Genomic DNA, 18,225 nt, shown 5'->3' with positions numbered 1-18,225 from the left:
CTACACAAAATGCCAGGCCTCGTGCCTGGCATTTTTATTGGCGCACCAGAAACATCGAACCGTCGGTCGCTAATAGCGGTCTGCTACCTGTACCGTCCCATCCCTTACCCAAAGGAGACGATTTCATGTCCCAGCCCTTGACCCTCAATCAGCGCGTAGTCCTGGCCTCGCGCCCGACCGGCGCGCCGGTGCCCGAGAACTTTCGCCTGGAGCGCGTGGCGTTGCCGGACTTGGCCGACGGCCAGGTACTGCTCAAGACCCTGTACCTGTCGCTGGACCCCTACATGCGCGGACGTATGAGCGACGCTCCGTCCTACGCGGCGCCGGTAGAAATCGACGAGGTGATGACCGGTGGCGCTGTCAGCCGGGTCGAGCGTTCGCTCAACCCGCGCTTCGAGGCGGGCGACTTGGTGGTGGGCGTCACGGGGTGGCAAAGCCATAGCATCTCAGACGGGCGCAACCTGATCCCGGTGCCCTCGGGCCTGCCCAGCCCTTCCATGGCCCTGGGTGTGTTGGGCATGCCCGGCATGACGGCCTACATGGGCCTTATGGATATCGGTCAGCCCAAGGCTGGTGAAACCCTGGTGGTGGCGGCCGCCTCCGGCGCGGTGGGCTCGGTGGTCGGCCAAGTGGCGAAAATCAAGGGTTTGCGCGTGGTGGGTGTGGCCGGCGGCGCGGACAAGTGCCGCTATGTGGTCGAGGAGTTGGGCTTTGATGCCTGCATTGACCACAAGCGCGAGGATTTCGCCGAGCAACTGGCCCAGGCCTGTTTCAAGGGCGTCGATATCTACTTCGAGAACGTCGGAGGCAAGGTCTTCGATGCAGTGGTGCCGCTGCTCAACCCGCGGGCGCGGATTCCGCTGTGTGGCTTGATCGCCCAATACAACGCCCACGTGGCGCCCACCGGGCCGGATCGCCTGCCGCTATTGCAGCGCACTCTGCTGACCAAGCGGGCGCGGATCCAGGGGTTTATCGTGTTTGACGACTATGGCGATCGCCAGCCGGAATTCATCAGTGCCATGGCGCCCTGGGTACGCGAGGGCAAGGTGAAGTTTCGCGAAGACGTGGTCGAAGGCCTGGAGCATGCGCCCGAGGCGTTCATCGGCCTGCTGGAGGGGCGTAACTTCGGCAAATTGGTGGTACGGGTGGCCCAGGGCTGACGGGCGGGCCGGCATTTGACGCTGGCCGGGGGCGCGGGTATAAACCGCGTCTCGTTGTTTTTGTCGGACTTTTTCCCATGAGCTTCAGCCCCCTGATTCGCCAACTGATCGACGCCCTGCGTACTTTGCCTGGCGTGGGTCAGAAAACCGCCCAGCGTATGGCGCTGCAACTGCTTGAGCGCGATCGTAGCGGCGGCTCGCGCCTGGCCCAGGCCCTGAGCCAGGCCATGGAAGGGGTGGGCCACTGCCGCCTGTGCCGCACGCTGACCGAGGACGACCTTTGCCCGCAATGCGCCGACCCGCGTCGCGACGACACGCTGTTGTGCGTGGTGGAAGGGCCGATGGACGTGTACGCGGTAGAGCAGACCGGTTATCGCGGCCGCTATTTTGTGCTCAAGGGCCACTTGTCGCCGCTGGATGGGCTGGGCCCGGAAGCCATCGGCATTCCGCAACTGCTGGCGCGCATCGAAGAGCAGGGGAGCTTTAGCGAAGTGATCCTGGCCACCAACCCGACAGTAGAGGGGGAGGCGACGGCGCACTACATCGCCCAACTGCTCAACAATAAAGGCCTGATCGCCTCGCGCATCGCCCACGGGGTACCGTTGGGTGGCGAGTTGGAGTTGGTGGATGGCGGTACGCTGGCCCACTCGTTTGCCGGGCGCAAACCCATCGCTTTGTAGGCGGCAGGATTGCCCCGGGTAGGTAGCCGTAACCCTTACTTGTCGGTCAACGCAAACTGGGTCAGGCAGAACGTCGGGATGCCCATGTCTTGCAGGCGTTGGGAACCGCCCAGTTCCGGCAGGTCGATGATGGCGGCGGCTTCAAAAATCCGCGCGCCCATGCGCCGCACCAGGTTGGCGGCGGCGATCAGGGTGCCGCCGGTGGCGATCAGGTCATCGAACATCAGCACCGAGTCCCCCTCGCACAGGCTGTCGGCATGCACTTCCAGGAAGGCTTCGCCGTATTCGGTCTGGTAGCCCTCGGCCAGAACGTCGGCCGGCAACTTGCCCTGCTTGCGAAATAGCACCAGGGGTTTGTTCAACTGGTAGGCGATGATCGCGCCGATCAGAAACCCGCGGGCATCCATCGCACCGATATGGCTGAAATCGGCCTCAACGTAGCGGTGGGCGAAGCTGTCGGCCACCAGGCGCAGGGCCTTGGGCGACTGGAACAGCGGGGTGATGTCGCGAAAAATCACGCCCGGCTTGGGGAAGTCCACCACGGGGCGGATTAGGGATTTGATGTCGAAACTGTCGAAGGGCATCGTCGGGAGTCCAGGCAGGGCTACAAACGCGGCAGTATAACCGCGGCCACGCCTGATGGCGCGGCCGGGCAGGGGTTAGCCTTCGACCGAACCGCCCGCCAGGGCGCAGAGTTGGATCGGGTCGAGGATGTGTACTTCCTTGCCTTCGGCCGCCAGCAGTTCGTTTTGCTGGAAACGGGTAAACACCCGCGACACGGTTTCCACCGCCAGGCCCAGGTAGTTGCCGATTTCGTTGCGCGACATGCTCAGGCGGAACTGATTGGCCGAGAACCCACGCGCACGGAAACGCGCCGACAGGTTGACGAGGAAGGTGGCGATGCGCTCGTCGGCGGTCTTTTTCGACAGTAACAGCATCATTTGCTGGTCGTCGCGGATCTCGCGGCTCATCACGCGCATCAGTTGGCGGCGCAACTGGGGCAGTTGCAGGGCCAGTTCGTCGAGGCGCTCAAAGGGGATTTCACATACCGACGTGGTTTCCAAGGCCTGGGCCGACACCGGATGCTTTTCGGTGTCCATGCCCGACAAGCCGACCAGTTCGCTGGGCAGGTGGAACCCGGTGATCTGTTCTTCGCCGCTGTCGCTGAGGCTGAAGGTCTTCAAGGCGCCTGAGCGTACTGCAAAGACGGAATCGAAGGCGTCGCCCTGGCGAAATAGAAATTCGCCCTTTTTCAGTGGGCGGCCGCGTTTAACGATTTCGTCCAGCGCATCCATGTCTTCCAGATTCAGCGAAAGTGGCAGGCAGAGAGGAGCCAGGCTGCAATCCTTGCAATGAGCCTGGTTGTGAGCGCGCAGTTTAACTGGCTCGGACATTTCTTAAATCCTTGTGGGAAATCACACATAAGTCGCAAGGGTAACTCACGGGAGGACATTGAAGCCAGCCTATCGCGTAATGGCATGCGGCCATGTTTTGCCCGGGTGCTCTCAAGTTTTCCCGGTAGCGGCCGATCAAAAGCTATCGCCAGAACTGTCAAGGAGCTTGAATTATGTGGGTTATAGGGGGCGTCACTATCGGCGGAAATGGCTTTTCGCCGGTCGTCGGTTCCGCAGCTAATACCGTTGAGAAGGATGCGGGTGCGACGAAAGAGCAGGGCGCGGTGGCGGCGGTCGATGCCAGCAAGCCGGCCGAAGGGGTGTCGGTGACCTTTTCCGGGGCGGCGCTGAAGATGGCGGCTGAGGCCAAGAAAGCCGACCAGAGCAACAGCGATATCGAGGAGAGTGGCCTGGACAAGAACATCCAGGAAATCCTCAAGACCATTCGCGCGTTGAAGCAGCAGATCGCCGAGAAAATGGCCGAGATGCAGGCGGCAATGGCGGATAAGAGCCTGAGCCCGGAGCAGATGCAAGCCAAAGTCAGTGCGCTGCAATCGACGCTTTCGGCATTGAACGCCGGCCTGACTAGCGCTAATGCGTCTCTGCTCAAGGCAATAAAAGACGCCAGCCCCGAAGCAGCGATGAAGGCTGGCGCCCTGGCGGCAAAATGACGCGCCGCGCCTGACTTCTTTTTTTGGGGGGAGGTAAACCTGTTTGCTCCCCCTGGCTCAGGCTTTTGACTACCGGGTTAGTTCTTCAGATGACCCGCGAAAACCGCTGGCGATTCTGCTGTTCCAGGTACGCATCGAACACCATGCACACCGAGCGCACCAGCAGGCGACCGGCGGGCAATACCTGAATGCGTTCGTCGTTCAGTTCAATCAAACCGTCATCGGCCATGGCCTGCAATTGCGGCCAGAGCTGCACGAAGTAGCCTTTGAAGTCGATGTTGAAGGTTTGCTCGATCTCATAGAAGTCCAGGCTGAAACGACAGATCAACTGCTGGATCACCTCACGGCGCAAGCGGTCGTCCTGGTTGCAGATCAGCCCACGGCTGGTGGCCAGTTGGGCGCCGCCCAGGGCATTTTGGTACTGGTTCAAGTCGCTGGCGTTCTGGCAGTACAGGTCGCCGATCTGGCTGATGGCCGACACGCCCAGGCCGATCAGGTCGCAATGACCGTGGGTGGTGTAGCCCTGGAAGTTGCGTTGCAGGGTCGATTCTTCCTGGGCGATGGCCAGTTCATCGTCGGGCAGGGCGAAGTGGTCCATGCCGATGTAGCGGTAACCGGCGGCGGTCAGTTGCTCGATGGTGCGTTCGAGCATGCGCAGTTTGTCGGCCGGGGCCGGCAGTTCGTCGCTGTTGATGCGCCGTTGCGGCATGAACCGCTCGGGCAAGTGGGCGTAGTTGAACACCGAGAGCCGGTCCGGTTGCAGGCGGATCACTTCTTCCACGGTGCGGGCGAAGTTCTCCGGGGTTTGCTTGGGTAGGCCGTAGATCAGGTCGATATTGATCGAGCGAAATTGCAGGGTGCGCGCCGCTTCGATCACCGCGCGGGTTTCTTCCAGGCTCTGCAAGCGGTTGACCGCCCGCTGCACCTCGGGGTCGAGGTCTTGCAGGCCGATGCTGACACGGTTGAAGCCTAGCTCGCGCAACAGGCCCATGGTCGACCAGTCGGCCTCGCGCGGGTCGATCTCGATGCCGTAGTCACCGGAGTCGTCGTCCAGCAGGTTGAAGTGCTTGCGCAATTGCGCCATCAACTGGCGCAACTCGTCGTGGCTGAGAAAGGTCGGCGTGCCGCCGCCAAAGTGCAGTTGCTCGACGGTCTGGTTGGGGTCCAGGTGGCAGGCGATCAGTTGGATTTCCTGCTCCAGGCGTTGCAGGTAGGGCGCCGCGCGGCCACGGTCTTTGGTGATGACTTTGTTGCAGGCGCAGTAGTAGCAGATGTTGGCGCAGAACGGCACGTGGACATACAGCGACAGTGGGCGCACGGCTTTGCGGCTGTCGCGCAAGGCATGGAGCAGGTCGAAGGTGCCGACCTGGCTGCCGAACTGGACGGCGGTCGGATAAGAGGTGTACCGAGGCCCCGCCAAGTCGTAGCGGTGGATCAGGTCTGAGTCCCAACGAATGGCGTCGAGCATGCGGGCGTTCCCCCGGATAGGCTTGCAATGGCAGCGAGTCTAGGGGGTTCACATGATGGTCATCTTGATTTGTATCAACGCTGTCCGGGGGCCTGAGACGCTCGGTCGCATGGCCGCGCGGGCAGGAAAACGCTAGTGCCCCATCAGCCAATGCTGGTGCGGGCCGGGCAGTGTCCACAGGCCGAACAGGATCACCAGCAGGCCACCGGCCATGCGCACGCTGCGCTTGCGCAGCAGCGCCGTGACCCGCTCGGCGGCCAGCCCCGTGGCTAGCAATACGGGCCAGGTGCCGAGGCCGAAGGCGAGCATCAGCAAGGCGCTGTCCACGGCGTTGCCCTGGCTTGCCGCCCACAGGAGGGTGCTGTAGACCAGCCCGCACGGCAGCCAGCCCCACAGTGCGCCCAGCAACAAGGCGCGAGGCAGGCTGGATACCGGCAGCAAACGGTTGGCAAACGGCTGGATATGCCGCCACAGGCCGCGCCCGAGGCCTTCGATGCGGGTCAGGCCGCTCCACCAGCCCGCCAGGTACAGGCCCATGGCGATCAACAGCAACCCGGCGAGGACGCGCATGACCGTCGCCATCGGGCCGCTGGCCACGGCCCAGCCGGCCAGGCCTATCAGCAGGCCGGCGGTGGCGTAGCTGAGGATGCGCCCCAGGTTGTACGCCAGCAGCAGGCGAAAGCGTCGCGCCCGTTGTTCCTTGGGGATGGCCAGGGTGAGGGCGCCCATCAGGCCGCCGCACATGCCCAGGCAATGGCCGCCGCCGAGCAGGCCGAGGATCAGCGCGGAAACCAGCAGCGGTGCCAGTTCAAGCATGGGGGGCCTGGTCTTTGTCGGCAGGAGGAGTTGGGGTGTTCGGCGGGCCATCGGCCTCGTCGACGGCGGCCAGGTGCTTGGGGTCCTGGTCGTCGAACAGCACGCTGTGGGCCGGGCCGTCGAGGTCGTCGTACTGGCCGCTGTCCACGGCCCAGAAGAAGATGTAGACCGCGATGGCGACGATCAACAGCGCGGCCGGGATCATTACGTAAAGCGCTGGCATGGCTGGACTCCGTGCCCGCCCGGTTCAGGCCGGGAGTGGGCGGGTGGCTGAAGGGGCGTTGGCGCCCGGCGCGCTCGGCATGCGAGTCAGGCGCAGGGCGTTGAGGACCACGATCAACGAACTGATGGACATGCCCACCGCCGCCCAGATCGGAGTAATCCAGCCCAGGGCGGCGAACGGCAACATGAGGCCATTGTACAGGCCGGCCCACAGCAGGTTCTCGATGATTATCCGGCGCGTGCGCCGCGCCAGGGTAAAGGCCTGCACCAGCGCGTCGAGGCGATTGGACAGAAGTACGGCGTCGGCGCTGGTTTTCGCCAGGTCGGTGGCCGAGCCCATGGCCACACTGATGTCGGCGGCGGCCAGCACCGGCACGTCGTTGACCCCATCACCCAGCATCAGCACCTTGCGGCCTTCTGCGTGGAGGCTTTGCAGCACCTTGAGTTTGTCGTCGGGGCGCAAGCCGCCGCGGGCTTCGTCGATGCCCAGTTCGGCGGCGACACTGGCCACCATCGGTGAGCTGTCGCCGGACAGCAGCAGGGTGCGCCAGCCCCGGGCCTTGCAGGCGGCCAGCAGGTCGGGCGCGTCAAGGCGCAAACGGTCATCCAGGACCAGCCAAGCCAGTGCGCCCTGGGTATCGCCGAGCAACAGCCATTGCCCGTGCTCGTCCGGCATGGCCGGCACCGCGCAGCCGCTGAGGGCGCAAACAAACCCCGGTTGGCCGATACGCAGGCGTTGCTCGCCGACCCGCCCTTCCAGGCCTAGGCCGGGGGTGCTGAGCACTTCCTCGGCGGCCAGGGGCGCACGGCCAAAGGCGCGGGCGATGGGGTGTTCGGAGCGGTTTTCCAGGGCGGCGGCCAGGGCCAGGCACTGGTCGCTGTCCAGCGCCCCGAGGGGGCGGATGGCGCGTAGGGTCAGGCGACCTTCGGTGAGGGTGCCGGTTTTGTCGAAAATCACCGTGTCGATCTGGTTCAGGCCTTCGAGTACATGGCCGCGGGTCAGTAGCAGGCCGAGCTTGTGCAGGGTGCCGGTGGCGGCGGTCAGCGCCGTCGGGGTGGCCAGGGACAAGGCGCACGGGCAGGTGGCCACCAGCATGGCCAGCACAATCCAGAAGGCCCGCGACGAATCCAGCTCCCACCACAGCACGCCGATGGCGGCGGCGGCGATCAGGGAGAACAGCAAGAACCATTGGGCGGCGCGGTCGGCGATTTGCGCCAGGCGCGGTTTTTCGGCTTGGGCGCGGTCCAGCAGGCGCACGATGGCGGACAGGCGCGTGTCGTGGCCCAGAGCCAGTACTTCGACGGTCAGTGCGCCTTCGACGTTGAGGGTGCCAGCGGTGACCGCATCGCCTTGGCTGCGGGGTTGGGGCAGGTATTCGCCAGTGAGCAGGGATTCATCGACGCTGGATTGGCCGTCGAGAATCCGCCCGTCCGCCGGCAGAATCGCGCCGGGGTGTACCAGCACCTTGTCACCCAGGCGCAGTTCGCTGAGCAAGATGCGCTCGCTCTGGCCGTCATCGCTCAGGCGCAGGCATGAGGCAGGCAGCAGGTTGACCAGTTGCGCGGTGGCGGCGGCGGTGCGTTCGCGGGCGCGCCGCTCCAGGTAACGCCCGGCCAGCAGGAACAGGGCGAACATGCCCACCGCGTCGAAGTACAACTCGCCGACGCCGGTGATCGAGGTCCAGATCCCGGCCACGTAAGCGCCGCCAATGGCCAGGGACACGGACACGTCCATGGTCAGGTGGCGGGTGCGCAGGTCGCGCACGGCGCCCTTGAAGAACGGCGCGCAGCTGTAGAACACGATGGGCGTGGTCAGGAACAGCGCAACCCAGCGCAGGATGGTGTGCAACTCGGGGCTGAGGTCGATGTTGAATTCCGGCCAGGTGGCCATGGTTGCCATCATCGCCTGGAACCACAGCAGGCCCGCCAAGCCGAGCTGGCGCAAGGCCAGGCGATTTTCGCTGGCCAGTTGTTCGCTGGCGCGGTCGGCCTGGTAGGGGTGGGCGGCGTAGCCAATATGGCGCAACTCACTGAGGACTTGGCTCAGGGGCAGGTCGCTGTCGGCCCAGCGCACATGCAGGCGATGGTTGGACAGGTTCAGCCGCGCCTCGGCCACGGCGGGCAGGCCGCGCAGGTGTTTTTCGATCAGCCAGCCGCACGCAGCGCAACTGATGCCTTCCATCAGCAAGGTGGTTTCGGCTAGGTCGCCGTCATGGCGTACGAAGGGTTTTTGCACGTCGGCGCGGTCATACAGCGCCAGTTCGTCGACTAACTGCACCGGCAAGGCTTCGGGGTTGGCCGACGCCTCGCTGCGGTGCTGGTAATAGCTTTCCAGGCCCCCGGCGACAATCGCCTCAGCCACGGCTTGGCACCCGGGGCAGCACATCTCCCGCACCTGGCCGAGCACGACGGCGGTGAAACGGCTGCCGGGCGGGACGGGCAGGGCGCAGTGGTAGCAGGGCGTCGGGGAGGTCATGGCGGTGGGTCTGTGTCGTCTGGGGGGGCCTTAGCGCGGGCAAGCCCGCTCCCACAGGCGACCTCGGTCAAATGTGGGAGCGGGCTTGCCCGCGATGCGCGAAGGGCGGGTGTTACTTCTTCAGATCTTCGGCGCCTTGCAGGGGTTCATCGCCGAGCAGTAGGTCCTTGTCGTGGCTGACCTGTTCTTCCTCGAACATGCGCCAGGTCTTGCCGTCCTGCACGCCCAGCAGTTCAACGAAGCGGCGGCCTTCGACCTTGTCGGTCAACTGGCCGATGTAGCGGCCCGGCTCGTTGGCGGTTTGGGTCAGGGTGATCTTGCGGTCCTTCTCCGGTTGGGTCGGGGAGATCAGGTTCAACTCCACGGTGGCCGGTGCGCTGTTGCCGCTCAGGCGCAGATCGACTTCGCCGGTGACGTCGTCCAGGTGCATGCTGGCGCGCAGTTCCAGGGTCTGGGCCAGCAGTTCGCGGTCCAGGGAGCGGTTGATGCCTTTGCCGGCCTCGTAGTAGTTGTCGTTGACCAGGTTGTCCGGGTTATTCACCGCGATGGTCACCATCGACAGCGTCAGGGTCACCGAGCAGGCGAGGATAGCGATGATGATCCACGGCCAAAGGTGCTTGTACCAGGGGCTTGTGGCGTTTGCTGCAGGCATGGCGACTTCTCTCAACGAATTTGTGGACCGATGAATCGGCTCTTGGCTTCAACGTGGACGCTGTCGTTATCGGCATCTTTGAGGATGAATTTCACCTCGTTGGTGCTCGATGGCAATTGCTCCGGTGCGCTGGACAGTTCAACCGGCTGGGTGAAGATCTCCCCAGCGGCGACTTTGATTTCCCGCTTGCCTTGCAGCTTGAGGTCGGGCAGACCTGTGGCGTCGAGCAGGTAGGTGTGATCGCGTTGGTCCTTGTTCATGATCTTGAGGCTGTAGACGTTTTCGATCCGCCCTTCGGCGTTCTCGCGGTACAGCACGCGGTCTTTGCTGACGTCGAAACCCACCAGCGAACGCATGAAGAAGGCTGCGACCAACAGGCTAATCATCGTCAGCAGCACCAGGGCATAGCCGATCAGGCGCGGGCGCAGTTTATGGGTTTTCTGCCCCGAAAGGTTGTGCTCGGTGGTGTAGCTGATGAGGCCACGCGGGTAGTTCATCTTGTCCATGATGCTGTCGCAGGCGTCGATACAGGCGGCGCAGCCGATGCACTCGATCTGCAGGCCGTCGCGGATGTCGATGCCGGTCGGGCAGACCTGCACGCACATGGTGCAGTCGATACAGTCACCCAGGCCCTGAGCCTTGTAGTCGGCGCCTTTCTTGCGCGGGCCACGGACTTCGCCGCGACGCGGGTCGTAGGAGACGATCAGGGTGTCTTTGTCGAACATCACACTCTGGAAGCGCGCATAGGGGCACATATAAATGCACACCTGCTCGCGCAGCCAGCCGGCGTTGCCGTAGGTGGCGAGGGTGAAGAAACCGACCCAGAAATACGACCAGCCATCGGCCTGGCCGGTGAAGAAGTCGATCACCAATTCGCGGATCGGCGAGAAATAGCCGACGAAGGTCAGGCCAGTGACGAAGCCGATACTCAGCCACAGCGTGTGTTTGCTGAGCTTGCGCACGAACTTGTTGGCGCTCATGGGCGCCTTGTCCAGCTTTATGCGTTGGTTGCGGTCGCCTTCGGTGACCTTTTCACACCACATGAAAATCCAGGTCCACACGCTTTGCGGGCAGGTGTAGCCGCACCACACGCGCCCGGCGTAGACCGTGATGAAGAACAGGCCAAAGGCACTGATGATGAGCAGGCCAGACAGGAGGATGAAGTCCTGGGGCCAGAAGGTCGCGCCAAAAATGAAGAATTTGCGTTCCGGCAGGTTCCACCAGACCGCCTGGTGGCCGCCCCAGTTGAGCCATACCGTGCCGAAATACAGCAGGAACAGACCGGCACCGCCCACCATCCGCAGGTTGCGGAACAGGCCGGTGAAGGCGCGGGTGTAGATTTTTTCCCGAGAGGCGTAGAGATCGACGCTGTTATTAGAGTTTTTGGCAGGCGGGGTAACGTCGTGTACTGGAATCTGATTGCTCATCATTGCATCCCACGGCAGTGGAAAATTGCCTCGGTCAGTGCATGCCAACCGCGGTCAGAAGGGTATTGCAGTGGCGCAATGATACGCCTGTAGCTCTAACGTGCGGGTGCGACCTTTGGTCGCGTTGGGCGGCTGGCTGAGATGGTGTAGCAAATGGTGCAAATCTTGATCCGGGTCAATTGACTTGTCGAGAGTGGATCGTTTTGCATTACCCGAAATGAAAACGGCCCCGCCAGTTGCCTGGCGGGGCCGTTTCGTTCTACGCCGTTGCCTTACTTGGCTTCGGCAGCCTTGTCCGCGTGGGACAGGCTGTACACATAGGCGGCGAGCAAGTGGACCTTGTCGTTACCTTGCAGGTCTGCCTGGGCAGGCATTTGGCCCTGGCGACCGTGGCGGATGGTCTGCTGCAGTTGAGCGAAGCTCGAACCGTAGATGAACGCAGCCGGGTGGGTCAGGTCAGGCGCGCCCATGGCGGGGGTGCCTTTGCCTTCGGGGCCGTGGCAGGCCACGCAGTTGGCGGCGAACAGCTTCTGGCCAGCGACAGGGTCGGCCTTGGCATTTTCCGGCAGCTTGCGGCCGTCGAGGTTGAGCAGCACGTAGGCAGCCACATCGCTGACGCCTTGTTCGCCGATCACTTCGGCCCAGGCCGGCATGATGGCGTGGCGGCCAGCCATGATGGTTTGCTTGATCTGCTCAGGCGTACCGCCCCAGCGCCAGTCGGCGTCGGTCAGGTTAGGGAAACCGTAGGCGCCCTTGGCATCGGAGCCGTGGCACACGGAGCAGTTGGATGCGAACAGACGCCCGCCCATTTTCAGGGCTTGCGGGTCCTTGGCCACTTCTTCAATGGGCATCGACGCAAATTTGGCGAAGATCGGCCCAAACTTGGCATCCGACTTGGCCATTTCCTTTTCCCACTCGTGCACGCCGGTCCAGCCTGGCTGGCCGTTGGCGAACTCGGTTTTCTTGTCGTTATCCAGGTAGGCATAACCTGGCAACAGACCTTTCCAGTTGCCCAGGCCCGGGTACAGCACCAGGTAGCCCAGGGCGAAAACGATGGTGCCGACGAACAACATGAACCACCACTTTGGCAGTGGGTTGTCGTATTCCTCGATCCCGTCGAAGGAGTGGCCAACCGTCTCGTCCGTTTGTTCGGCGCGCTGGCCCTTGCGGGTCGACAGCAGCAGCCAGGTCAGGGCGAAAATGGTACCCAGACTGAGGACTGTGACGTACAGACTCCAGAACGTAGTCATTCTTTGTTACTCCTAGAAGCTTGCTCGACGTGCTTGATGGCTTCGGGATCATCCGCGAAAGGCAGCAAGGTCGCGTCTTCAAACTCAGACTTGCGCTTGGGGCTGAACACCCACAAGGCCAGGCCGATAAAGGCAACCATCACGACGACGGTGCCCAGGCCACGAATCATCCCGATATCCATCTAAATCACCGTTTGCTTTTGATGATGGTGCCCAGGCCTTGCAGATAGGCCACCAGCGCGTCCATTTCGGTTTTGCCCTTCACGGCATCCTTGGCACCGGCGATGTCTTCGTCGGTGTAAGGCACGCCGAGGGTGCGCAAGACTTCCATTTTTTTCGCAGTGTCTTTGCCGTCGAGCTTGTTTTCCACGAGGAACGGGTAGGCCGGCATTTTCGACTCCGGCACTACGTTGCGCGGGTTGTACAAGTGCGCACGTTGCCAGTCATCGGAGTAACGGCCGCCGACGCGGGCCAGGTCCGGACCGGTACGCTTGGAACCCCACAGGAACGGGTGGTCCCAGACGCTTTCGCCGGCGACCGAGTAGTGGCCATAACGCTCGGTTTCAGCCCGGAACGGGCGGATCATCTGCGAGTGGCACTGCACGCAACCGTTGGCGATATAGATGTCGCGGCCTTCGAGTTCCAGCGCGCTGCGAGGCTTCATGCCCTCAACCGGCTTGTTGGTGACGTCCTGGAAGAACAGCGGGACGATCTGGGTCAGGCCGCCGATGCTGACGGCGATGACCATGAAGAAGGCCAGCAGGCCGATGTTCTTCTCGACTACTTCATGCTTCATCAGTGAGCTCCAACTACAGCGATCTGAGCGGCGGCTTCCGCTTCGGCCGGGGTCGAGGCGCGCACGGTGCGGTACACGTTGTACGCCATGAACAGCATGCCCGCGGCAAAGAACGCACCGCCCAGGGCGCGAACGATGAAGCCGGGGTGGCTGGCTTGCAGGGCTTCGACGAACGAGTAGGTGAGGGTGCCGTCATCGTTGATTGCACGCCACATCAGGCCCTGGGTGATGCCGTTGACCCACATCGAAGCGATGTAGAGCACGGTACCGATGGTCGCCAACCAGAAGTGGGTGTTAATCAGGCCAGTGCTGTGCATTTGCGCACGGCCGAACACTTTCGGGATCAGGTGGTACAGGGCGCCGATGGAGATCATCGCCACCCAGCCCAAGGCTCCGGCGTGTACGTGGCCGATGGTCCAGTCGGTGTAGTGGGACAGCGAGTTGACGGTCTTGATGGCCATCATCGGGCCTTCAAAGGTCGACATGCCGTAGAACGCCAGGGACACCACCAGGAACCGCAGGATCGGGTCGGTGCGCAATTTATGCCAGGCGCCCGAGAGGGTCATCATGCCGTTAATCATGCCGCCCCAGCTTGGCGCCAGGAGGATGATCGACATCGCCATGCCCAGGGACTGCGCCCAATCCGGCAGTGCGGTGTAGTGCAGGTGGTGCGGGCCGGCCCAGATGTACAGGGTAATCAACGCCCAGAAGTGCACGATGGACAGGCGATAGGAGTAGATCGGACGCTCGGCCTGCTTGGGTACGAAGTAGTACATCATCCCCAGGAAGCCAGTGGTCAGGAAGAAGCCCACTGCGTTGTGGCCGTACCACCACTGGATCATCGCGTCGGTCGCACCGGCATAGGCCGAATAGGACTTGAACAGGGTGACCGGCAGGGACGCGTGGTTGACGATGTGCAGCATCGCCGTTACGACGATGAACGCACCGTAGAACCAGTTGCCCACGTAGATGTGCTTGGTCTTGCGCTTGGTGATGGTGCCGAAGAACACCAGGCCGTAGGTGACCCAGACGATCGCCAGCAGGATAGCCAGGGGCCATTCCAGTTCAGCGTATTCCTTGGTGGTGGTGTAACCCAGCGGCAAGGTAACGATGGCGCCGACGATCACAGCCTGCCAACCCCAGAAGGTGAAGGCCGCCAGTGAGTCGGAAATCAGTCGCGTTTGGCAGGTTCGCTGCACGACGTAATAGGAAGTGGCAAACAACGCACAACCACCGAAGGCGAAGATCACCAGGTTGGTGTGCAGCGGGCGTAGGCGTCCAAAGGTCGTCCATGGCAGGCCGAGGTTCAACTCCGGCCAGACCAGTTGCGAGGCGATGAAGACACCGAGCCCCATGCCAAGGATCCCCCAGACCACCGTCATGATGGCGAACTGGCGGACTACCTTATAGTTATAAGCAGTCGGACTGATTGCTGTGCTCATTCTAAGGTTCCACGGTTTGGGTGTTTTATTAGGGATAAAAATCGGCCGCAAGTATGTAGAAAGCGGGGGGTCATTGCAACGCGCCATGACCTGCGTCAATGCTTTCCGAAGCTGATTCTGCGCCCTTTCCATGCTCGGAGTAGGGACAAAATTGGCCCCTGACAAATTGTCGCAGTGAAGGAAATCGGCGCGGGTAACAGGCAGCGTGTAACCGAATTTGTAGGAAGCAGTTGAGTGCCTGACAAGCAGTGATGGGCGCGACAGCCGGTATCTACCAGCCTTTGCGGCTTATCAGCGATCAGATGCTGGGTACGGTTCGGCTACGATGGGCTTGTGGACGGGTGACGCCTGTCCTCGTGGAGGCAAGCTTAGACCCGAATCCGGGGATCGCAAAGCGCGACGTTTGGAGGGTGCGACACTTGGTCGCAAAGGGGTAGAGAACTGCCGCATCTTGAACGATGCGGCAGGCAAGCAGATGCGGATTATTCGCTTTTGCTTTCAGCCAACGCTTTTGCGGTGTCGGCATTGTGGGACAGGCTGTACACGTAGGCGGCCAGCAGTTGCACTTTGTCGTTACCCAAAAGCTCGGTCTGTGCAGGCATGTGGCCCTGACGACCGTGGCGGATGGTCTGTTGCAGTTGTGCCAGGCTGGAGCCGTAGATGAAACCGGCCGGTTGCGTCAGGTTCGGCGCACCCATCATCTCCATGCCAGTACCGGCCGGGCCGTGGCATGCCACGCACGTGGTGCTGTAGGCCTGTTGGCCAGCGGCCAGGTCGGCACCGCTGTCGGCAGGCAGGGGCAGGCCGGCCAGTTCGTGACGAACGTAAGCGGCTACGTTTTTCACGCCGTCTTCACCCAGCACTTCACCCCAGGCCGGCATGGCAGCCATGCGGCCGCCCATGATGGTGGCCTTGATGGTGTCGGCACTGCCGCCCCAACGCCAGTTGTTGTCGGCGAGGTTAGGGAAGCCGAAGGCGCCCTTGGCGTCGGAACCGTGGCAAACCGAGCAGTTGGAAGCGAACAGGCGACCGCCCATTTTCAACGCTTGCGGGTCTTTAGCCACTTCTTCCACGGACATAGACGAGAATTTGGCGTAGATCGGACCAAACTTGGCGTCCGCCTTGGCCATTTCCTTGTCCCATTCCTTGGTTTGGGTCCAGCCATCCTCGTAACCCGGCAGGACGCCTTTCCAGTTGCCCAGGCCCGGGTAGAGGATCAGGTAACCGACGGCGAACACCAGGGTGCCGGCGAACAGCAGGAACCACCATTGCGGCAGCGGGTTATCGTATTCCTCGATCCCGTCGAAGCTGTGGCCCATGGTCTGGTCGACACTGCCCTTGGTTTCGCCCTTGCGGGTGCCAAACAGCAGCCACGTCAGGCCGATCAGGCTGCCGATGGTCAGTACGCAGATCCACGCACTCCAGAAGGTAGTCATGGCCGAATGCTCCTTGTTGCAGGCTCTTGGGAGAGAGCTTCTTCAGGTTGATTCCCGGCGGTGCCGGGCAATGGTTCGTCGGCGAACGGCAGTAGCCGCGCCTGGGCGAACTCCGGATTGCGTTTGGCGTTGAAGACCCACAGCGCCAGGCCGATGAAGGCGATCATCACCACCAACGTGCCCAGGCCGCGGATCATTCCACTATCGAGTACAAAGCCCATGGCTCACCTCTTGTTCTTGATAGCGGTGCCGAGCACTTGCAGATAGGCGACCAGAGCATCCATCTCGGTCTTGCCTTTGAGCGAAGCGGTGGCGCCGGCAATGTCGGCATCGTTATACGGAACGCCGAGGGTGCGCATCGCCCGCAGTTTGGTTTCGGTGTGGCTGCTGTCCAGCGGCTGGGTCACCAACCATGGATAGGCCGGCATCTTCGACTCGGGCACCACGTTGCGCGGGTTGAACAAGTGCGCGCGGTGCCAGTCGTCGGAGTAGCGGGCGCCGACACGGGCCAAGTCCGGGCCGGTACGCTTGGAGCCCCACAGGTGCGGGTGATCCCAGACGCTTTCGCCGGCAACCGAGTAGTGGCCGTAGCGTTCGGTTTCGGCGCGGAACGGACGGATCATCTGGGTGTGGCAACCCACGCAACCTTCGCGGATGTAGATGTCGCGACCTTCCAGTTGCAACGCGGTATAGGGCTTCATGCCTTCAACCGGGGTGTTGGTCACGTCCTGGAAGAACAGCGGGACGATCTGGGTCAGACCGCCGATGCTCACAGCCAGCACCATCAGCAGCATCAGCAGGCCGACGTTTTTCTCGATTACTTCGTGTTTCATGTCGGACTCCTCAGGCCATCTGCGCGGCAGCGGCGACTTCAGCGGGCTTGGCGGACTGAACCGTGCGCCAGACGTTGTAAGCCATCAGCAACATGCCGGTGAAGAAGATCGCACCACCTGCCAGACGAACGATGAAGCCTGGGTGGCTGGCCACCAGGGTCTCGACGAAGGAGTAGGTCAGCGTGCCGTCTTCGTTGATCGCGCGCCACATCAGGCCCTGGGCGATGCCGTTGACCCACATCGAAGCGATGTAGAGCACGGTGCCGATGGTAGCCAGCCAGAAGTGTGCGTTGATGAGGCCCACGCTGTGCATGCCAGGGCGACCGAAGACTTTCGGGATCATGTGGTACAGGGCGCCGATGGAGATCATCGCAACCCAACCCAAGGCACCGGCGTGTACGTGGCCGATGGTCCAGTCGGTGTAGTGGGACAGCGAGTTGACGGTCTTGATGGCCATCATCGGGCCTTCAAAGGTCGACATGCCGTAGAACGCCAGGGATACCACCAGGAACCGCAGGATCGGGTCGCTGCGCAGCTTATGCCAGGCGCCGGAGAGGGTCATCATGCCGTTAATCATGCCGCCCCAGCTCGGTGCCAGCAGAACCAGCGACATCACCATGCCCAGGGACTGCGCCCAGTCTGGCAGTGCGGTGTAGTGCAGGTGGTGCGGGCCGGCCCAGATGTACAGGGTAATCAGTGCCCAGAAGTGCACGATCGACAGGCGATACGAATACACCGGACGCTCGGCTTGCTTGGGTACGAAGTAGTACATCATCCCCAGGAAGCCCGCAGTGAGGAAGAAGCCCACGGCGTTGTGGCCGTACCACCATTGCACCATCGCATCGGTCGCGCCGGCATAGGCGGAGTAGGACTTGGTCAGGCTGACCGGCAACTCGGCGTTGTTCACCAGGTGCAGGATGGCCACGGTGAGAATGAACGCACCGAAGAACCAGTTACCGACGTAGATGTGCTTGGTCTTGCGCTTGACCAGCGTGCCGAAGAACACGATGGCGTAGGCGACCCAGACGATGGTAATCAGGATATCGATTGGCCATTCCAGCTCGGCGTATTCCTTGCTGCTGGTGTAACCCAGTGGCAGCGAGATGGCGGCCAGCAGGATCACCAATTGCCAGCCCCAGAAGCAGAACGCGGCGATTTTTGGTGCAAACAGCTCGGTCTGGCAGGTGCGTTGCACCGAATAGAACGAGCTGGCAAACAGTGCGCAACCGCCAAAGGCGAAGATCACTGCGTTGGTGTGCAACGGACGCAGGCGGCCGAAGCTTGTCCACGGCAGGTCGAAGTTGAGTTCAGGCCAGACCAATTGAGCTGCGAGAAAAACCCCGAGCCCCATACCGACGATGCCCCATACCACCGTCATAATGGCGAATTGGCGGACCACCTTGTAGTTATAGGCGGTACTGATAGAAGTGTTCATGGTTCCCCATCCACGGTTCAACTGAAGCAAGGGCGACTGCGCAGGGCAGGGGTGCGCTCACTTCAGC

General features: G+C 62.3%; 19 protein-coding genes. 3 read left to right on the top strand and 16 right to left on the bottom strand.

What is annotated here, in order from left to right; all coding sequences use genetic code 11:
- Nucleotides 1-125 precede the first annotated feature (125 nt).
- Entirely contained in the window at nt 126-1,160 is a 1,035-nt protein-coding gene (curA, locus tag AC19YR_RS05505; RefSeq protein ID WP_095107603.1) for an NADPH-dependent curcumin/dihydrocurcumin reductase, read from the top strand.
- A 77-nt stretch (nt 1,161-1,237) separates the two neighbouring features.
- Nucleotides 1,238-1,840 carry a recombination mediator RecR gene (gene recR, locus AC19YR_RS05500; RefSeq protein ID WP_095107604.1) on the top strand — a complete coding sequence of 201 codons (603 nt, stop codon included), beginning with the start codon at nt 1,238-1,240 and terminating at the stop codon, nt 1,838-1,840.
- Nucleotides 1,841-1,875: 35 nt separating this feature from the next.
- On the opposite strand, the gene AC19YR_RS05495 is transcribed toward recR, so the two are convergent.
- Nucleotides 1,876-2,424: an adenine phosphoribosyltransferase gene (locus tag AC19YR_RS05495; RefSeq protein ID WP_500597484.1), complete on the bottom strand. Its 549-nt coding sequence runs from the start codon at nt 2,422-2,424 to the stop codon at nt 1,876-1,878.
- A 75-nt stretch (nt 2,425-2,499) separates the two neighbouring features.
- Nucleotides 2,500-3,234 carry a Crp/Fnr family transcriptional regulator FnrA gene (gene fnrA, locus AC19YR_RS05490; RefSeq protein ID WP_095107606.1) on the bottom strand — a complete coding sequence of 245 codons (735 nt, stop codon included), beginning with the start codon at nt 3,232-3,234 and terminating at the stop codon, nt 2,500-2,502.
- Between the two features lie 173 nt (nt 3,235-3,407).
- Here fnrA and AC19YR_RS05485 point away from each other — a divergent pair, with 173 nt between their 5' ends.
- On the top strand, nt 3,408-3,905 hold the full coding sequence (locus AC19YR_RS05485) for a hypothetical protein (RefSeq protein ID WP_500597482.1): 498 nt from the start codon (nt 3,408-3,410) through the stop codon (nt 3,903-3,905).
- Nucleotides 3,906-3,990: 85 nt separating this feature from the next.
- Here AC19YR_RS05485 and hemN read toward each other — a convergent pair whose 3' ends face one another.
- The 14 genes from hemN to ccoN (AC19YR_RS05415) form a co-directional block, all read right to left on the bottom strand.
- The gene (gene hemN / locus AC19YR_RS05480) at nt 3,991-5,373 is read right to left on the bottom strand and encodes an oxygen-independent coproporphyrinogen III oxidase (RefSeq protein WP_095107607.1); all 1,383 of its coding nucleotides are present in this window, start codon (nt 5,371-5,373) and stop codon (nt 3,991-3,993) included.
- A 132-nt stretch (nt 5,374-5,505) separates the two neighbouring features.
- The gene (locus AC19YR_RS05475) at nt 5,506-6,189 is read right to left on the bottom strand and encodes a sulfite exporter TauE/SafE family protein (protein WP_500597480.1); all 684 of its coding nucleotides are present in this window, start codon (nt 6,187-6,189) and stop codon (nt 5,506-5,508) included.
- Nucleotides 6,182-6,412, bottom strand: coding sequence for a cbb3-type cytochrome oxidase assembly protein CcoS (gene ccoS, locus AC19YR_RS05470; RefSeq protein ID WP_095107609.1), 231 nt, complete (start codon nt 6,410-6,412; stop codon nt 6,182-6,184). Before ccoS ends, AC19YR_RS05475 begins: the two co-directional genes overlap by 8 nt.
- A gap of 24 nt (nt 6,413-6,436) precedes the next feature.
- Nucleotides 6,437-8,887: a heavy metal translocating P-type ATPase gene (locus AC19YR_RS05465; RefSeq protein ID WP_095107610.1), complete on the bottom strand. Its 2,451-nt coding sequence runs from the start codon at nt 8,885-8,887 to the stop codon at nt 6,437-6,439.
- A 112-nt stretch (nt 8,888-8,999) separates the two neighbouring features.
- Nucleotides 9,000-9,539, bottom strand: a complete 540-nt coding sequence (locus tag AC19YR_RS05460; protein WP_500597478.1) for a FixH family protein — start codon at nt 9,537-9,539, stop codon at nt 9,000-9,002.
- An 11-nt stretch (nt 9,540-9,550) separates the two neighbouring features.
- Complete coding sequence (gene ccoG, locus AC19YR_RS05455) at nt 9,551-10,966, bottom strand: cytochrome c oxidase accessory protein CcoG (RefSeq protein ID WP_095107612.1); 1,416 nt, start codon at nt 10,964-10,966, stop codon at nt 9,551-9,553.
- Between the two features lie 272 nt (nt 10,967-11,238).
- Nucleotides 11,239-12,216 carry a cytochrome-c oxidase, cbb3-type subunit III gene (gene ccoP / locus AC19YR_RS05450; protein WP_095107613.1) on the bottom strand — a complete coding sequence of 326 codons (978 nt, stop codon included), beginning with the start codon at nt 12,214-12,216 and terminating at the stop codon, nt 11,239-11,241.
- Nucleotides 12,213-12,398, bottom strand: coding sequence for a CcoQ/FixQ family Cbb3-type cytochrome c oxidase assembly chaperone (locus AC19YR_RS05445; RefSeq protein ID WP_003175465.1), 186 nt, complete (start codon nt 12,396-12,398; stop codon nt 12,213-12,215). The genes ccoP (AC19YR_RS05450) and AC19YR_RS05445 overlap by 4 nt, the downstream gene beginning before the upstream one ends.
- Before the next feature lie 5 nt (nt 12,399-12,403).
- Nucleotides 12,404-13,012, bottom strand: coding sequence for a cytochrome-c oxidase, cbb3-type subunit II (ccoO, locus tag AC19YR_RS05440; protein WP_025128825.1), 609 nt, complete (start codon nt 13,010-13,012; stop codon nt 12,404-12,406).
- Nucleotides 13,012-14,454, bottom strand: coding sequence for a cytochrome-c oxidase, cbb3-type subunit I (gene ccoN, locus AC19YR_RS05435; protein WP_095107614.1), 1,443 nt, complete (start codon nt 14,452-14,454; stop codon nt 13,012-13,014). Before ccoN (AC19YR_RS05435) ends, ccoO (AC19YR_RS05440) begins: the two co-directional genes overlap by 1 nt.
- Nucleotides 14,455-14,936: 482 nt before the next feature.
- Nucleotides 14,937-15,890, bottom strand: coding sequence for a cytochrome-c oxidase, cbb3-type subunit III (ccoP, locus tag AC19YR_RS05430; RefSeq protein ID WP_095107615.1), 954 nt, complete (start codon nt 15,888-15,890; stop codon nt 14,937-14,939).
- Entirely contained in the window at nt 15,887-16,111 is a 225-nt protein-coding gene (locus AC19YR_RS05425) for a cbb3-type cytochrome oxidase subunit 3 (protein WP_095107616.1), read from the bottom strand. The genes ccoP (AC19YR_RS05430) and AC19YR_RS05425 overlap by 4 nt, the downstream gene beginning before the upstream one ends.
- A gap of 3 nt (nt 16,112-16,114) precedes the next feature.
- Complete coding sequence (gene ccoO, locus AC19YR_RS05420; protein WP_095107617.1) at nt 16,115-16,723, bottom strand: cytochrome-c oxidase, cbb3-type subunit II; 609 nt, start codon at nt 16,721-16,723, stop codon at nt 16,115-16,117.
- A 10-nt stretch (nt 16,724-16,733) separates the two neighbouring features.
- Nucleotides 16,734-18,158: a cytochrome-c oxidase, cbb3-type subunit I gene (gene ccoN, locus AC19YR_RS05415; protein ID WP_095107618.1), complete on the bottom strand. Its 1,425-nt coding sequence runs from the start codon at nt 18,156-18,158 to the stop codon at nt 16,734-16,736.
- Nucleotides 18,159-18,225 lie beyond the last annotated feature (67 nt).

It is taken from the genome of Pseudomonas sp. MF08817, assembly GCF_059862705.1.
The sequence above is the reverse complement of the archived record's forward strand: the minus strand, read 5'-3'. Positions and strand labels throughout refer to the sequence as shown.

Excerpts from the sequence above, each read along its gene's own strand:
- ccoN (WP_095107618.1), bottom strand. The coding sequence starts at position 18,158 with ATGAACACTTCTATCAGTACCGCCTATAACTACAAGGTGGTCCGCCAA.
- AC19YR_RS05465 (WP_095107610.1), bottom strand. The coding sequence starts at position 8,887 with ATGACCTCCCCGACGCCCTGCTACCACTGCGCCCTGCCCGTCCCGCCC.
- ccoO (WP_025128825.1), bottom strand. The coding sequence starts at position 13,012 with ATGAAGCATGAAGTAGTCGAGAAGAACATCGGCCTGCTGGCCTTCTTC.
- ccoP (WP_095107613.1), bottom strand. The coding sequence starts at position 12,216 with ATGACTACGTTCTGGAGTCTGTACGTCACAGTCCTCAGTCTGGGTACC.
- AC19YR_RS05495 (WP_500597484.1), bottom strand. The coding sequence starts at position 2,424 with ATGCCCTTCGACAGTTTCGACATCAAATCCCTAATCCGCCCCGTGGTG.
- AC19YR_RS05425 (WP_095107616.1), bottom strand. The coding sequence starts at position 16,111 with ATGGGCTTTGTACTCGATAGTGGAATGATCCGCGGCCTGGGCACGTTG.
- curA (WP_095107603.1), top strand. The coding sequence starts at position 126 with ATGTCCCAGCCCTTGACCCTCAATCAGCGCGTAGTCCTGGCCTCGCGC.
- fnrA (WP_095107606.1), bottom strand. The coding sequence starts at position 3,234 with ATGTCCGAGCCAGTTAAACTGCGCGCTCACAACCAGGCTCATTGCAAG.
- ccoS (WP_095107609.1), bottom strand. The coding sequence starts at position 6,412 with ATGCCAGCGCTTTACGTAATGATCCCGGCCGCGCTGTTGATCGTCGCC.
- ccoO (WP_095107617.1), bottom strand. The coding sequence starts at position 16,723 with ATGAAACACGAAGTAATCGAGAAAAACGTCGGCCTGCTGATGCTGCTG.
- ccoN (WP_095107614.1), bottom strand. The coding sequence starts at position 14,454 with ATGAGCACAGCAATCAGTCCGACTGCTTATAACTATAAGGTAGTCCGC.
- hemN (WP_095107607.1), bottom strand. The coding sequence starts at position 5,373 with ATGCTCGACGCCATTCGTTGGGACTCAGACCTGATCCACCGCTACGAC.
- ccoG (WP_095107612.1), bottom strand. The coding sequence starts at position 10,966 with ATGAGCAATCAGATTCCAGTACACGACGTTACCCCGCCTGCCAAAAAC.
- AC19YR_RS05460 (WP_500597478.1), bottom strand. The coding sequence starts at position 9,539 with ATGCCTGCAGCAAACGCCACAAGCCCCTGGTACAAGCACCTTTGGCCG.
- recR (WP_095107604.1), top strand. The coding sequence starts at position 1,238 with ATGAGCTTCAGCCCCCTGATTCGCCAACTGATCGACGCCCTGCGTACT.
- AC19YR_RS05445 (WP_003175465.1), bottom strand. The coding sequence starts at position 12,398 with ATGGATATCGGGATGATTCGTGGCCTGGGCACCGTCGTCGTGATGGTT.
- AC19YR_RS05485 (WP_500597482.1), top strand. The coding sequence starts at position 3,408 with ATGTGGGTTATAGGGGGCGTCACTATCGGCGGAAATGGCTTTTCGCCG.
- AC19YR_RS05475 (WP_500597480.1), bottom strand. The coding sequence starts at position 6,189 with ATGCTTGAACTGGCACCGCTGCTGGTTTCCGCGCTGATCCTCGGCCTG.
- ccoP (WP_095107615.1), bottom strand. The coding sequence starts at position 15,890 with ATGACTACCTTCTGGAGTGCGTGGATCTGCGTACTGACCATCGGCAGC.